The organism is Hymenobacter persicinus, from assembly GCF_004167665.1.
Lineage (GTDB): Bacteria > Bacteroidota > Bacteroidia > Cytophagales > Hymenobacteraceae > Hymenobacter > Hymenobacter persicinus.
Genome location: NZ_SEWE01000019.1, coordinates 57,837 through 73,459 on the forward strand (window position 1 = coordinate 57,837; position 15,623 = coordinate 73,459).

Sequence of the window (15,623 nt, forward strand, 5' to 3'; positions counted from 1 at the left end):
CGCCCGGGCGCTGCTATTTGGTGATGGTAAACTCCACGCGACGGTTGAGCTTGCGGGTTTCTTCCTTGGCATTGCTGGCCCGCGGCTTGGTGCCCCCGAAGCCAATGGTCGTGATTCGGTCGGCCGAGATGCCGCGCGTGACGAGGTAGCGGCGCACTTCGGCCACCCGCTCCTCGCTGAGTTGCTGGTTGAGCTCGGCCCGGCCCTGGTTGTCGGTGTGGCCCTCAAGGCGAATGTTGACCGTCGGGTTGTCGGTGAGCGTGCGGGCCAGGCGGTTGAGTTCGGCGTAAGAAGCCGGCAGCAGATTGGACTTGCCCTGGGCAAAAATCAGGGTGGGCAAATCGAGGCTGGCCCCAACGGCGGCGGGCACCAGCAGCAGCTGCCGCGTCATGGAGCCCACCATCTTGATGGTGTCGGTGGCCGTGAGGTAGCCCTTGCTGCCCGCGGCCAGCCGGTATGGGCCCTGGGGCAGGCTAAACTGGAACTGCCCCGAGGCGTCGGTGCGGGAAGTAGCGTTGAAGGCAATGTCGTTGCCCAACCGGATGGCTTTCACCTCGGCCACCACCGGTTGCCGGGTTTTGGCGTCCAGCACCGTGCCGCGCAGCAGGGTGCGCTGGGCCACGTTGGGCACCACCGGCGGCGGCGGTACGGTATCGGCCGGAGCCACGCCGCTGGCCGTGGCCCGAAACAGGTCAGCGGGGCCGTTGGGCGTGCGCGCGGCGGCGTAGTAGGCCTGCTTGCCATCGGGGCTAAGCATAAAGTAGGCGTCGAAGCCGGCTGTGTTGAGCGTGGGTCCCAGGTTGCGGGGCTCACTCCACGAAGTCCAGCTGTCGTCGAGGCGGGTGCTGACGAAAATGTCGGAGCTGCCGTAGCCGGCGTGGCCGTAGGACGAGAAATACAGGGTTTTACCGTCCGGGGCCAGCCAGGGCGCAAACTCGAAGCCCGGGGAGTTGAGCACCCCGCCCAGATTAAGCGGATCGGTCCAGGTGCCATTGGCCCCGGGCCGGCTCACGTACAGGTCGTTGCCGCCAAACGAGTCGCCGCGCTCCAGAGAGAGCAGCAGGATTTTCTCGTCGGCCGTCATAAAAAACGTGGTAGCGGCCGCCGCCGAGTAGTAGTTAAGGATATCGAGGGCCTCGGGCCGCCCGCTTTTGCTCTTGGGCCCACCCGTGCGGGGCACTACCGACACGCCGTCGTCGGCGAAGCTGCCGTCGCGGCCGTAACTGCCGCGCACCAGCAGGCGGCTGCCGTCGGCACCCAGCACGGCCATCACGCCGTTGTTTTGCAGTGTATTGAGGGCGTCGAGTCGCTGGGCCGGCCCCCAGGTTTGTCCCTCATCCACCGACTGGCTCACCCAGATGTCGCCCGAGTCGGTGTTGCCTTCCGAGTTGCCGGCAAATTTGGTGCGGGCCAGATACATCGTTTTGCCGTCGGGCGTGAGCACGGGCTGCAATTCGTTGCCGGGCGTGTTGAGAGCCGTCAGCGGGACGGCGGGCCCGAAGCCCGTCTGCTGGGGGTCAAGGTTGAGGCGAAGCTTAAACAGGCGCCATTGCTGCGTGGCGCGGTTCATGGGCCGCTGGGCCACGATGGGCGTCCCGTTGAATTTATCGGCGGCCAGCACGGCGGCGCACTTCTCGTTGCCGCGGCTCACGAGCTGCAAACTGCCGGCCGGACCGGCGGGCACCAACTTCCACTGCTGGTAGAAGCTCCCGGACCAGGGCCGCTGGGTGATGGTAGCGTTTTCGTCGGGCTTCTCCACCGTGAGACACTTGCCGCTCTGCCGGGCCTCGATGCGGTAATACTCGCTGCCGGCCGCGGCCCGCACAAACCGCCACTGCTGGCTCAAGGAGTGGGTAAATTCCCACTGGACGGCCGCAGCCCCGGCCTCTGCCGAGGAGCCGGTGATGTCAAGAGAGCGGCCACTCCCCCGGGCCACGACGCCGTACCAGGCGTTTTCATCGGGTTGGAAACTGGCTTGCTGCGCTTGTCCCGCCAGGGAAAGCAGCGCGAACAGGCAAAGCAACAGGTAACGGAGCGGATTGGGCATGCACGCAAAACGGATGAACCGGCCCGCAAGTTAGGCGAAATCCGGGCGCGGCAGCCTGGAGCCCGCCCAATAGAAAACGCCGTGCTTCATCCCGCCAGGGAAGCACGGCGTTTCAGGAAGACACCGGGAGTAGAAGCTGGACAAGGTTAGTTGCCCGTGTTGTTGATGTACTTGAAGCGAACAAAACGCTCGTTTTCGTAGATGGCGGTAAAATGACCACCCGCCGCTTTGGGTTCTGTTTTACGCTCTACGGCCCGACTTGGAGCAGCAACAGGGGCGGCAGGATAGGCACCGGGCATCATGCCGGGTACGTGGCAAATGAAGGAGAGAATCTTCGACGGCATGGTCTTTTTCCGTTAAAGGGTTGGGTTTAGGACAGGATTTGCAATAGAATGTGTAAGAGAGCTGCAGCAGGGAAATGTGATTGGTTTCTCAAACCCCTTGAACAAATATAAAGATATTATCATTTGATTGACCATTGCAAAGGTATATTTTTTATAAAAAGAATGAAAATCAGTGGTAGCCCCGACCTCTTCTCCGTGGTGCTACGGAGCCCTATATCCGTACCAGTACGGAGTATTGATCCGCGGCCATACTATCATTAAGCCAAGCTCAACATTGGCTTCAACCCATTGTCTGACTGACGATTACTTAAGTAAACAGCGCTAATTGCGGCCCACAAACACTGTTTTTGGGCGTTTTTTAAGAATTATCCTTTGCGAAGCAGCCGACAAGGGCGGACTATCTAGGGCAGTTGCTGCCCGGCACGTCATAATCAATACCACTCCAATCCGCTCCGACGAAGGGGCCAGCCGTGTAATTATTGGCTTATAATTGTACTATAAATAACCCAATAGGCTGTTGCAGGTTTTGAAGCCGCTTGACGCGGCTCTAACCAGGTACTATTAATTGATCAGCTTGATTAGTTGATCAGCTTGTGCCGCATAGCGTACTGAATCAGCCCGATAACCGACTTGGAATGCGTCTTGGTCAGTAAGTTCTTACGGTGCGTTTCCACGGTCCGCTCACTGATAAAGAGCGTTTCGGCAATGTGGGAGTTGGTGTATTCCTGGGCAATGAGCAGCAGCACTTCCTTTTCGCGGTTGGTCAGCGCCGCCAGGGGCTCCGATTGTCCCGGTCCGCGGCCGGCCGCCCGGGGCAGGTTGGCGAGCAGCGTGGCGCCCACCTCCGGGCTGAAAAACGTCTGCCCGCCGGCTACTTGCCGGATGGCCGCGCTGAGCTCGGCTTTGTTTGTGTTCTTGAGCAGATAGCCCGAGCCCCCGGCCTCGAGCACCGCCGTTACGGAGGCATAGTCGTGAAACATGCTCAACGCCAGCAGCCGCACCTGCGGGTGGGCCGCGTGCACGGCCCGAGCCAGCTCCAGACCCGACATTCGAGGCATATTGAGGTCAAGGATGGCCACGTTAATTTCCGGGTGCTGCTGCAGCAGCTCCAGCGCCTCGGCTCCGTCTGTGGCCTGAGCCACTACCCGGATGTCGGCTTCCTCCTTCAGCAGCATCTTGACGCCTTCAATCACCATTGGGTGGTCGTCGACAAGCATGACATTGATGAGTGCTGGCGTAAGGTTGGATTCAGTCATGTCCGGCAGCTTCGACTATAGAAATATAGGTAGTACCTGCGGCCGGAATGGCCCGGCCGCAGCCTCCTCGCCTTGCCAGGCTCAGCTGCTGCGGAAAGGAAACGCAACGGGCGGCATGGTCAGGCTCATTCATTAGACAATGTTAATATACTTGATTTCTAAGGATGAATCCGCATTCGGCCGGCAGAACCCGGATGTCAACGCCTGGTCATTACCTTACGGTGCACTGGCTGCCAGCGGTTTGCCCCAACAAAAAAGCCTCCGTCTGATGGAGGCTTTTTTGCTAATGCCGTGAACTGGCCGGGCCGTTTACGGCATACCGTACTTGCTCTTGAACTTGTCGCGCAAGTAGAGCTGCTTGTTTTGCAGGCTAAAAGCGCGGCCGTCGATAAAGGCCCGCGTCACGTTGTTGGTGCGCATGTCGAGCAGGTCGCCGGAGCTCACGACCAGCGTGGCCGACTTGCCCGCTTCGAGGCTGCCGTAGTCCTTGTCGATACCCAGAATCCGGGCCGGGCTCAGCGTGACGGCCGTCAGGGCCTGTTCCTTGGTCAGGCCGTGGCCGGCGGCGGTGCCGGCAATAAAGGCCAGGTTGCGGGAGCCGGGCACTTCCATGTCGCCCTGGTAGTCGAGGCAGTAGCGGATGCCGGCAGCCTCGAGCTGGGCGGGCAGCTTGTAGGGCTGGTCGTAGTCGTCGCCGGCCCGGCGGGGCAGGGCGTGAATGCGCGACAGAATCACGGCCACGTCGTTTTGCTTCAGAAAGTCGAGCATCATCCAGGCATCCCGGGCGCCCACGACGGTTACTTTCTGCACGCCCAGGCGCCGGGCAAACCGCACGCCCTCGATGATTTCCTTGCCGTAGTCGGCGTGCAGAAACAGCGTCTTGGAGCCATCAAACAGCCCGGCCATCGACGAGAGGCGCAGGTTTTCGCGGCGGCCAGCGGGCAGGCTGCGGTAGGCCGAGGCCTCGCTGAGCAGCTGCTCCAGGTCGCGCAGCTGCTGCTGGCGGGCCTTTTCGCGCTTGTCGAGGGCGGCGGCATCCTCGGCCGGGTTGAGCTTGAGCACCAGCGCGGGCCAGGTCAGATGCAGGCCGTCGTCGGCCTTGATGGCCGCATCCTGCCAGTTCCAGGCGTCGAGCTGCACGATGCTGCTCTGGCCCGAAATGATGCCGCCCCGGGGCGTGACCTGGGCCAGCAGCACGCCGTTGGTGCGCACGGTGGGCAGGATGTCGGAGTCGGTGTTGTAGGCAATCAGGGACCGGACGTTGGGGTTAATCGTGCCCACCTCAGCCTCGTCGACGGTGGCGCGGATGGCGTCCACCTCGGTCAGACCCAGGGTGGTGTTGGGCAAGATCAGGCCGGGATAAATCTGCTGGCCCTGCACGTCAATGACCTCGTAGGCGGCTTTGTCGAGGCTGAAGCCGGTTTGGGCGCCGGCGTAGGTGAGGCGACCTTTATCAAAAGCCACGGCGGCGTTGGGAATCACGGTGCCGTTGCCCACGTGCAGCGTGCCGCCCACGAGCAGTAGGGGCTTGCTTTGGGCAGGAGCCGGGGTGGGCACCTGGGCCAGGGCCCCGTGCCCCGCCAAGGCCAAGGTCAGCAGGAAAAAAGAAGTGCGAAAACGCATAGAATCGTCGGTGAAATGCTGGGAAATAGGAAGGCGCCGGCAGTGGGACTACTTATCAGTGTCCTTGCCCTGGCCCACGGTGTCGCAGTGGAAGTGGCCGTTGGCTTTGGCGCTGGGATTTTGGGTCGGGGCCCCGGCTTTCTTGGCGGCCAGCATCTTCTGGATGATGCGCAGGCGCTCCTTTTGCACGTCCTGGCGCAGCTGCTGATCCGATTCGAGGTCGAACAGCTGACGGCCATCGACGAAGGTGCGCTCGGCGCGGGCGTACACGCTCAGCGGGTTGTCGCTCCAGAGCACCACGTCGGCGTCCTTGCCTTCTTTGATGCTGCCCATGTGGGAGTCGAGGTGGAGCATCTTAGCCGGGTTGATGGTGACCAGCTTCAGGGCTTCCTCCTCGGAAAGGCCGCCGTACTTGACGGTTTTGGCCGCTTCCTGGTTGAGGCGGCGGCTCATTTCGGCGTCGTCGGAGTTGATGGCCACGTTCAGGCCCGCGTCGTGCATGATGGCCGCGTTGTAGGGAATAGCGTCGCGCACTTCGTTTTTGTAGGCCCACCAGTCGGAGAAGGTGCTGGCGTTGGCCCCGTGGGCCTTCATCTTGTCGGCCACCTTGTAGCCTTCCAAGATGTGGGTGTAGGTGTTGACCTTGAAGCCCAGCCGGTCGGCCACGCCCATGAGCATGTTGATTTCGCTCTGCACGTAGCTGTGGCAGGTGATAAAGCGCTGCCGGTTCAAGATTTCCACCAGCGCGTCGAGCTCCAGGTCCCGGCGCGGGGCCTCCCCTTTCTTCTGCTTGGCCTTGCCCAGCTTGTTCCAGGCTTTCCACTCCTGCTCGTATTCCCGGGCCCGGGTGAAGGCATCCACGAATACCTGCTCGGTGCCCATGCGGGTCTGGGGGAAGCGCAGCACGTTCAGCTCGCCCCAGTTGCTTTGCTTCACGTTTTCGCCGAGGGCAAACTTGATGAAGCCCGGCGCGCCCTGAATCTTCATCTGCTCGGGCGTCATGCCCCAGCGCAGCTTCACCAGCGCCGACTGTCCCCCGATGGGGTTGGCCGAGCCGTGCAGCAGCTGGGAAGCCACCACCCCGCCGGCCAGGTCGCGGTACACGTCGATGTCTTCGCCGTCGACCACGTCGCCGATGCGCACTTCGGAGGTCACGGCCTGGGTACCCTCGTTCACGCCCTCACTGATGGCAATGTGGGAGTGCTCGTCGATGATGCCCGGGGCGAGGTGCTTGCCGGTGCCGTCGATACTGCGGCCACCCTGGGGCACGCTCAGGTTTTTGCCAATCTTCTGGATTTTGCCGTTTTGCAGCAGCACGTCGGTGTTTTCGAGCTTGCCAGCGGCCTCACTGGTCCACACCGTAGCATTCTTGATAAGTACCGTCTCCTGCTTCGGCACTTCGGTCCGGCCGAAGGCCACGAATGGGTAGAGCACCTGCCCGAGCTGGACGGGTTCAGGGGCCTTCACCGAGTCGCGGTGGGCGGCGCGGGTGGCCTCCTCCTGGCGCTGGGCACTCCACTTCACGCTTGCCCAACCGGTTTGCGGCCCGCTAAGTTGCCCATCCCCCTGAAACAGGCGGCTTTCGGGGGTGTAATAGCCGCTCAACCGGGTGACATCCGTCTGAGTACCGTTTTTATGGTCGAAGACAATGGTGGCCAGCTCTCCATTGACGGTGATGCTGCCCTTCACTGTGTCGCCCGGGGCGGTAACAATCTTCAGCTGCGGCGCTTCGGGCTTGCCCTGAACAAGCATGCGCATATCAGCGCCAATCTTGAACTCGTTGCTCTTGACTTTCTCCGTCGTCATCAGCTTGAGCGTGTACACGCCCCGGTAGTCGGTGGGCACGGTACTGAGCTGGTACCGCTCCCCCTGCACCCAGTTGTCGAGCAGCACGTTGTCGTCGGCAAACAGGCGGTTGGAGCACACCAGGAAGTTGGCCTGCATCCCGGCTTTGAGGCTACCGACCTGGTTCTGGGCCTTGATGAGCTCGGCGGGCGTGGCCGTGAGGGCGCGCAGGGCCTGCTCCTCGGTCAGGCCGTACTCAATGGCCTTTTTCAGGTTGGGCAGAAACTTCTTCTTGTCCTTGAGGTCGGCGGCCGAGAGGGCGAAGGGCACCCCGGCCTTGGCCAGCATCCCGGCGTTGGCGGGCGCCATTTCCCAGTGCTTGAGCTCCGAGAGGTCGATGCGGGAGGCGTCGTACACGTCGTCCACGTTGTAAGCATCGGGGAAGTTGAGGCTCACGATCAATGGGGCCTTGGTGGCCTGCACATCGGGCAGGCGCTGGTACTCGTCGCCGGCTCCTTTGATAATATACTGGGTGCCAAACTCGTCGCCCACCCGGTCTGCGCGCAGTACCGACTGCTTGTCGCGAACCACGAAAATCTGGGGCAGGGCGCGCTGCTGGTTGAAGGCCCGCAGCGAGAGGTTTTGCTCCTTAGCGGGGTTGCGCTGGTTCCAGTCGGCGTCGAGGTAGGTCTGGCGCAGCAAGGCAATGCTGCCCATCAGGGAGCTGGGATAATCCTGGGAGCTGGTGCCCTTGTCGAAGGACAGCCCGGCGGCGGCGCGGTCGGTGAGGACCAGTTCCTGCTCCTTGCGGTTGGTATTGAGGCTCACCAAGGCCGCCGTGCCGCGCACAATGCCGTCGGGCTGCTGGGTGAGCACGGCCCCGAAGCCCAGCCGGCGGTAGACGTCGGCCTGCTCCTCATTGGCCTGAAACAGCTCGGCGGCGTTGATTTCGGGGTGCACGGCCTGGTTCCAGTCGTAGGCGCCGGCTTTCTGGCTGTCGAACTGCGGCCCACCCCGCCCGGTCCGGGCCGGGGCCTTCACCTCGGGCACGCCGTAGCTGGCGTACAGATCCACGAAGCCGGGGTAGATGAATTTGCCCTTCAGATCCTGGACCACGGCCCCAGCCGGAATTTTGACGGCGGTGCCCACGGCTTCCACTTTCCCGTCCCGAATCAGCAGCGTGGCGTCGTTGAGGCGGGTTTTGTAGTCGGTGAAAATGGTGGCGTGGGTGAAGGCGTACAGGCCGGGGCGCTGGTCATAGACGCCGTTGCGGGGATACGTACTCGGTTGCTGGGCATAGGCCGCGGCGCTGAGCAGCAGGCCGCCGGCCAGACCCAGCTGGCGTAAAAAAATCGACATAGAAAACGGTGCGGGTTGGGGAATACGGGTCGGGAGGGAAAGATACGGCCGCCGGACCTATTTCCGCCGCCGCGCCAAAGAAACCACCCCGGGCGCCGGGTTGCAGGACCGGGCTCAACTTTTTGCGGCCCCGAGCGGTATTTATTGTCCCACCTTTTCTTCCGTCCCCCCTTATGCGCAAAGGCACCCAAGTCACCTGGAAATACGGCACCGGCACGGCTACCGGCAAAATTGAGGAAACCCACAAGGAGTCCATTACCCGCAAGCTCCAGGGTGCCGAAATAACCCGCCACGGCACGCCCGACAACCCCGCTTTTCTGATTGTGCAGGAAAACGGCGACCGGGTGCTCAAGCTGCAAAGCGAGGTGAAGGCCGCTGCTGCCAAGGCCAAGAAGTAACGCTACAGCTCACAAAATAGCCCCGCCGGCAGTTGCCAGCGGGGCTTTCGGGCGTTGTCAGCAACGCTTAGCGGTTGTGCACGTCGGGCTCAATGAAGGCCTGCTCTTCCATTTCGGTCGGCACCACCACAATGCCCTTCTGGAGCATGGAGTTGCGCTTGCCGTAGAGGAAGTACACGATAAAGCCCAGCAGCATCCAGCCCAGGGCCACCTTCAGCGTGAAAGCATCAAGGGCCAGAATCATGCTGGTGCAGATGAGCACGCCCATAATGGGGACCAGCGGAAACATCGGCGAGGAGAGCGGGGCGCGGAAGGGCCGGGGCTGGGCGGGGTCGGAGCGGCGCATGATCCAGACGCCGGCCGACACCAGCACGAAGGCCAGCAGAGTACCAAACGAGGTCAGGTCGCCGGCCAGGGAGCCCGGCACGAAGGCGGCAAAGGCGCCCACGAACACCAGCAGAGCAATGTTGGATTTGTAGGGCGTGTGAAACTTAGGGTGCAGCTCCGAGAAGGCTTTCGGCATCAGGCCGTCCTTGGCCATGGAGAAGAACACCCGGCTCTGGCCCATGAGCATCACCAGAATTACGGACGAGAAGCCCAACAGGATGGCCACCGTTACGGCCGTGCTCAGCCACTCGTAGCCGGGCATGTAGTTTTTGATGGCGTAAGTAACCGAGGCCTCGCCGCCCTTAGCTGGGTCGGCAAAGTCACGCCAGTTGGCTACCCCGGTCAGCACGTGGCCAAACAGGATATATAGTACGGTGCACACGGCCAAGGAGCCGAGGATACCGATGGGCATGTCGCGCTTAGGATTTTTGGCTTCCTGGGCCGCGGTGCTCACGGCGTCAAAACCGATAAAGGCGAAGAACACGATGGCCGCGCCGCCCAGAATACCACCCCAGCCGTGCTTGTTCCAGGCCGTGTACTCACGAATCACCTTACCGGCCGCATCTTTTACAGGCTCCGCGTTATCCGGAATCAGGTAAGGCGTGTGGTTGGCGGGGTTGATAAACTGCCAGCCAACGGCGATGAAAACCAGCACGATGGCTACTTTCAAAAACACCACCACAGCGTTGAACATGGCCGATTCCTGGGTGCCTTTGATCAGCAGCAGCGACAAAGCCACGATAACCAGCAGGGCGGGCAGGTTGATGATGCCGTGTTCGGTGACGCCGTTTACCACCGCGCTTTCGAAGGGCGAGTGACTCAGGCTATACGGCACGCTGGTGCCAAAGACTTCCAGCAGCTTATTCAGGTACTCGCTCCAGGCAATGGACACGGTGGCGGCGCCCAGGGCATATTCCATAATCAACGCCCAGCCGATAACCCAGGCCACAAACTCGCCCATGGTGGTGTAGGCGTAGGTGTAGGCCGAGCCGGCAATGGGAATCATGGCGGCAAACTCGGCGTAGCACAACCCGGCAAACACGCAGCCGATGGCGGCCACGATGAAGGCCAGCGTCACGCCCGGACCCGAAGCCTGGGCGGCGGCAGCCGCCGTGCGCACAAACAGGCCGGCCCCGATGATGGCGCCCACGCCCAGCGCGACGAGGTTACCGGCGCCGAGCGTGCGTTGCAGCGTGCCGTGGCCGGTGGAGTTGGCCTCGCCCAGGAGCTGGGCAAGTGGTTTTTTGGCGAAAATATTTGCCATACAAAGTGAAAGAGAGAAGTAGGAAAGATGAGAGGTAGGGAAACTCGAAAAGTCGTTACGGGGAGCCCGAATATAGGCGATAATCGGCATTCCTGCGCCAAAGAGCCCCGCTGCCGGCATTAGTTGCACTGCCGGCCCGGCCTTTTGCGAGGAATGCCAGCTTATCGGCCGTTTATTTTAAACTTTCCCCGCCCGCCCCCATCCAAGCGGTACTTCTCTCCTACGAAAAGCTCTTATCATGAAAAAGATGCTCATCCTGCTGGCCGCCTTCGCCCTGACGGCCGGCGCTGCTTCCGCCCAAACCGAGGTGGCCCGCCCCGCCCGCGCCGCCCAGCCCGACCGCTCTCCCGAGCAGCAGGCCGATCTGCTCACCCGCCGCCTGACCAAAGATTTGGCCCTGAGCGCCGAGCAGGCCGATAAAGTCCGGCAGATTACCCTGGCCCGCGTCACTGAGATGCACGCGCTGCGGGGCAAGTACGCCACCGCGGGCAGCCGCCAGGGCATGGGCCAGGACATGAAAGCCCTGCGCGACAAGTACGACGCCCAGCTCAAGGAAGTGCTGAATGCCGACCAGTACGGCAAGTACGACCAGATGCGCGACGAGCAGATGGATAAGCGCAAGGAAAAGATGCAGGGCGGCAAGCTTAAAGTAAAAAGCTAAGTCTGCTGCTCCGTCACGAAAAAGCCCCGACCAGGACTGGTCGGGGCTTTTTTGGTTTTTCAAAGAAGCGGATATTGCCGGTAGCGGAACTTTGGAGTACGCCCCCACCCTTGTTTCTACCTGGGCTAGTTACTCCCTGCTACTACGGCGCCGTGCGCACCAGCTTTTGGGTGTAGCGCTGGCCCTGGCCCGTGGTGAGTTCCACCTGGTAGATACCGGCGGCCTGCCCCGACAAGTCCAGCTGCTGCTGCCCGCGCGTGAGCGGCACCGTCTGCTGCATCCGGCCCGCCAGGTCCGAAATCCGCACCGTTTCGGTGCCGGTAGCCGGCGTGGGCAGCCGCACGATTCCCGTAGTTGGGTTAGGGTACAGGGCCGGAGCGGCGGGCTTGGCTTGTTTCGCGGCCATTACCAGGGCCGGGCCGGCGTACCGCCGCAGACTGCGCTGCTCACTAACGACGACAGGACCATTCGTCAGGTCGGTGTCGACCGAAAGCCAGATCTGGCCGGAGTTGCTGGCGCTGAGCTGGCGGTAGTCAATCTTTTCGCCCGTGGCAATGGCCTGCCAGGTGGTGCCCTCATCCGTGGAAAAGGACAAGGCCGCGTCCCGGTCGTTCTGCAGCCAGTAATACCCGCCGCTGATGTAGGTGCCCGCCGTGCCTGGAATGGCCGCTACCGTGAGGGCCCGCAACGGCCCTTGGGTGGTGACCGGCGCCCAGGTCAGGCCCCCGTCGGTGGTGCGCAGCAGCCGGTCGGTCTTCGACATTTTCTCGCCGCTACCCGGGGCAAAGCCGTAGGCCAAGCCGTGCTGGGCATCCCGGAACGTGACGCCACTAAGCTGTAGCCCACTGTTCTGGCTGGTCCAGGTCAAGCCCCGGTCAGCGGTGTGCAGGATAGCGCCGTTGGCCGTGCCAAACCACAGGTTGCTGCCCAGCCGGGCGAAAGTGGCATTGGAATTCAGCAGCGCATCGGCGGCGGAACCTACCTGCGGAGCGTTGGAAATAAGCGCCCAGGTGGCGCCAGCATCGGTGGTGCGGTAGAGTTGCCAGGTGCCATTGCCCGCCGAAGGAGCTACGGCCACGCCCGTTGTCGCATCAAAGAAAAACACTTGGTTAAAGGCCGCTGGCAAAGTAGGCGCTATAACGCTAAAGTTCTGGGGGCCACTGCTGGTTTTCAACAGCCGGTAACGACCCGTTGCCGCAGCCTCATAATCGATGAGCCAAGCATTGTCCGCGTCCAGAGCGTACAGGTTACGCGCACGATACCCACTACCACCACTACCAATACCACCGGTATTGCCGCTGGCTACCCACAACTTCTCCCAATTCTGTCCATCGTTGGTCGTTCGCACAACGTAAGAGTTGTAGCTGCCGCGCCCGGTGAAAATCTCGCCCATCATCCAAAATGCGCCAGGCTGCGGGGCACTCGACATCGTCATGAACAGATAGTTGCCCGGCGCGTAAAGATTCGGGATGCTGGGGTCCACGGCCCAGGGAGTCTGCGCCGAGGCGGTGCTCAGGGCGCCAACGGCGCAAAGGCCAGCAAGTAAAATTCTGATTTTCATACGCTTTATAAGTAATTTTACCAGTACAGTATCGATACGAAAGGTAAAGTTTTATCCCTTTCGGACGAAGCTGCCCGGCAAGTATTTCCGGCGGCGTGAACCCCCGCATTCCGGAGTGGTTTGTTATATTTGACTTATTCGCGCCCGCCGTCCGGCGGTGGCGCCCCACCAATGTTTCACCCCATGAGTCCCCTGCCCAGTAGTACCGCCTCGGTTCAGATCCAGCAATTTTACGACAAGGGCCTAGCCCACGCCAGCTACGCCATCCGCGCCGGCCGTCAGATTGCCATCATTGATCCGGGGCGCGACCCGCAGCCGTACTACGACTTTGCCGACGAGCACGAGGCGCGCATCATTGCCGTCATCGAAACCCACCCGCACGCCGACTTCGTGTCTTCCCACCTGGAAATAGCCGAAGAAACCGACGCGACCATCTACTGCAGCAAGCTGGTGAAGGCCAGCTACCCCCACCACCCCTTCGACGACGGCGACCGGATTTCGCTGGGCCCCGTGGAGCTGCACGCCATTAACACCCCGGGCCACTCCCCCGACAGCATCAGCATTCTGCTCATCGACGAGTTTGCCCACTCCCGGGCCGTATTCACCGGCGACACGCTCTTCGTGGGCGACGTGGGCCGGCCCGACCTGCGCGAAAGCGAGGCCGTGGGGGGCCACCTGCGCGAGCAGCTCGCCGCCCAGCTCTACGACAGCACCCGCCGCAAGCTCATGACCCTGCCGCCCACTACCCGGGTGTATCCGGCCCACGGCCCCGGCTCGCTCTGCGGCAAAACCACCAGCACCGACCTCGACAGCACCATCGGCAAGGAGCTCAAAACCAACTACGCCCTGCAGCCCATGTCGCAGGACGAGTTTATCAAGGTGCTGCTCGAAGACCAGCCCTTCGTGCCCAAGTACTTCGGCCACGATGTGCAGCTCAACAAAGCCGGCGCCCTGCCCTTCGAGGACAGCATCCGGGCCGTGCCCCGCCTGCAGCCCGACGCCGTGCTGGAGCCCGGCGTACTTGTTATCGACACCCGGCCCCAGGCCGAATTCAAGCAGGGTCACCTGCCCGGCGCCCTCAACCTGCAGGACGGCGGCAAGTTCGAAACCTGGCTGGGCTCGGTGGTAGCACCGACTGAGCAGTTCTACCTCATTGCCGACTCCCAGATTGCCCTCGACACGGTGATCCGCAAAGCTGCTAAAATTGGGTACGAAGGCCTGATCAAAGGCGCGTTGCTGACCCCGGCCGCGCTGCCGGCCACCAGCCCCGTGGCCAACGTGGAGCACGTGCGGGAGCGGCCCGAGGACTTCACCATCGTCGATATCCGCAACTACGCCGAGGCCAAGCAGCCCGTCTTCGCCAACACGCTGGTGATTCCGCTGCCCGAGCTGCGCGAGCGGGCCCACGAAGTGCCCACCGACAAGCCCATTCTGGTGCACTGCGCCGGCGGTTACCGTTCCGCCGCGGGCAGCAGCATCCTGGAAGCCGCTCTGCCCGGCGCCGAAATCTACGACCTGAGCGACGCCATTACCGACTTCCAGAAGCAGGCGGTCCACTAACGGCCGGCAACGATAAAAGCCCAGCAGTTTGCGGAGCGTAAGCTCGGTGAGCCGCTGGGCTTTTTTCGATTTCAAGCTGCAAAAACAGCCGGCGGAGTTATCTTTGAAGAATATGCGCGTACTACACACCGCCGATTGGCACCTAGGCCAGCGCTTTATCAGCGGCCACGAACGCACCGACGAGCACCGCCACTTCCTCGACTGGCTCGTGCAGACCGTGCGCGAACAGGGCGTGGAGGTGCTCATCGTGGCCGGCGACGTTTTTGATACCGGCTCGCCTTCCAACCAGGCCCTGGAGCTATATTACTCCTTCTTGTTGCAGATGCAGGCCACTGGCTGCCGCGACATTGTGGTGGTGGGCGGCAACCACGACTCGCCGGCCACGCTCAACGCCCCGGCCCGGCTGCTGCGCCACCTGCGGGTGCACGTGGTGGGCTGCGTGCCCGAATGCTTCGAGGACCAGGTACTGGTGCTCAACGATGCCGCCGGCCAGCCCGGGTTGGTGGTCTGCGCCGTGCCCTTCCTGCGCGACCGGGACGTGCGCCTCTCGGTGCCGGGCGAATCGGCCGAGGAGCGGGAGCAGCGCATCAAGCAGGGCATTGCCGACCACTACGCCCGCGTGGCCGAGCACGAAGCGGTGTGGCAGCATAAAGCCGCCGGCGTGCCCGTGTTGGCCACCGGCCACCTCTACGCCGCCGGCGTGGCCCCCTCCGACTCCGAGCGGACGATTCACGTGGGCAACCTGGGCCAGGTGACAGCCGAGCATTTCCCCGAAATATTCGATTACGTGGCCCTGGGGCACATCCATCGGCCCCAGCGGGTGGGTGGGCGCGAGCATATCCGCTACTCCGGCTCCCCGATTGCGCTGTCATTTTCGGAAGTCGACCATCCCAAGGAAGTCTTGGTGCTGGAGTTTGTCGGCGGCAAGCTGGCCACGCTGGCGGCCCTGCCCGTGCCCGGCGCCCGGCGGCTGGTGCGCTTTCACGGCCCCCTCGACGAAGTTATCGGCCGCCTGACTTCCTACGATAACACCGGCTATACCCTGCCAGCTTGGGTCGACGTGGAAATCCGCTCCGAGCTGACTCAGTTGGAAGTGGCCGACGCCCTGCTCAAAGTTATTGGGGAGCTCGACCGTCGCCACCTCGAAGTACTCAACCGCCGCCACTTCCGCCTCGTCAAGCTCAAGCCCCTGGGCGAGGCCGCCGACGAGCCCCTGACCCGCAGCCTGCACGACTTCACGGAACGGGAGGTGTTTGAGCAGCGTCTGGACACCGAGCCCGCCGAGGGTCGCCCCGAGCTGCTGCGTACCTTTGATGAGCTTCTGGAGAGTATGCGCGGGTAGCCTGCCACGCAGCAGCACTTCGGCCTTACAAGATCA

Annotated in this window: 11 protein-coding genes; 4 read left to right on the plus strand and 7 right to left on the minus strand. The window is 62.5% G+C overall.

Annotated features, from left to right (window positions below):
• Positions 1–13: 13 nt before the first annotated feature.
• From EWM57_RS10845 to EWM57_RS10865, 5 genes are all read right to left on the minus strand, one after another.
• Positions 14–2,047, minus strand: coding sequence for an RICIN domain-containing protein (locus EWM57_RS10845; protein ID WP_129921162.1), 2,034 nt, complete (start codon positions 2,045–2,047; stop codon positions 14–16).
• Between the two features lie 146 nt (positions 2,048–2,193).
• Positions 2,194–2,391 (minus strand): hypothetical protein, encoded by a 198-nt coding sequence (locus EWM57_RS10850; RefSeq protein ID WP_129921163.1) that lies wholly within the window; start codon positions 2,389–2,391, stop codon positions 2,194–2,196.
• Between the two features lie 578 nt (positions 2,392–2,969).
• Positions 2,970–3,647 (minus strand): response regulator transcription factor, encoded by a 678-nt coding sequence (locus EWM57_RS10855; protein WP_129921164.1) that lies wholly within the window; start codon positions 3,645–3,647, stop codon positions 2,970–2,972.
• Between the two features lie 309 nt (positions 3,648–3,956).
• Positions 3,957–5,270, minus strand: coding sequence for an amidohydrolase family protein (locus EWM57_RS10860; RefSeq protein ID WP_129921165.1), 1,314 nt, complete (start codon positions 5,268–5,270; stop codon positions 3,957–3,959).
• A 48-nt stretch (positions 5,271–5,318) separates the two neighbouring features.
• Positions 5,319–8,414 carry an amidohydrolase family protein gene (locus EWM57_RS10865; protein WP_129921166.1) on the minus strand — a complete coding sequence of 1,032 codons (3,096 nt, stop codon included), beginning with the start codon at positions 8,412–8,414 and terminating at the stop codon, positions 5,319–5,321.
• A 173-nt stretch (positions 8,415–8,587) separates the two neighbouring features.
• Between EWM57_RS10865 and EWM57_RS10870 the strand changes: the two genes are divergently transcribed.
• Positions 8,588–8,812: a hypervirulence associated TUDOR domain-containing protein gene (locus tag EWM57_RS10870; RefSeq protein ID WP_129921167.1), complete on the plus strand. Its 225-nt coding sequence runs from the start codon at positions 8,588–8,590 to the stop codon at positions 8,810–8,812.
• A gap of 67 nt (positions 8,813–8,879) precedes the next feature.
• Here the strand turns inward: EWM57_RS10870 and EWM57_RS10875 are convergent, their stop codons facing one another.
• Entirely contained in the window at positions 8,880–10,463 is a 1,584-nt protein-coding gene (locus tag EWM57_RS10875; RefSeq protein ID WP_129921168.1) for an amino acid permease, read from the minus strand.
• Positions 10,464–10,701: 238 nt separating this feature from the next.
• Here EWM57_RS10875 and EWM57_RS10880 point away from each other — a divergent pair, with 238 nt between their 5' ends.
• Positions 10,702–11,124, plus strand: a complete 423-nt coding sequence (locus EWM57_RS10880) for a hypothetical protein (RefSeq protein ID WP_129921169.1) — start codon at positions 10,702–10,704, stop codon at positions 11,122–11,124.
• A gap of 142 nt (positions 11,125–11,266) precedes the next feature.
• On the opposite strand, the gene EWM57_RS10885 is transcribed toward EWM57_RS10880, so the two are convergent.
• The gene (locus EWM57_RS10885; protein WP_129921170.1) at positions 11,267–12,685 is read right to left on the minus strand and encodes a T9SS type A sorting domain-containing protein; all 1,419 of its coding nucleotides are present in this window, start codon (positions 12,683–12,685) and stop codon (positions 11,267–11,269) included.
• A gap of 183 nt (positions 12,686–12,868) precedes the next feature.
• Between EWM57_RS10885 and EWM57_RS10890 the strand changes: the two genes are divergently transcribed.
• Positions 12,869–14,245, plus strand: a complete 1,377-nt coding sequence (locus tag EWM57_RS10890) for an MBL fold metallo-hydrolase (protein WP_129921171.1) — start codon at positions 12,869–12,871, stop codon at positions 14,243–14,245.
• Between the two features lie 112 nt (positions 14,246–14,357).
• Entirely contained in the window at positions 14,358–15,587 is a 1,230-nt protein-coding gene (sbcD, locus tag EWM57_RS10895; protein ID WP_129921172.1) for an exonuclease subunit SbcD, read from the plus strand.
• Positions 15,588–15,623: the final 36 nt, after the last annotated feature.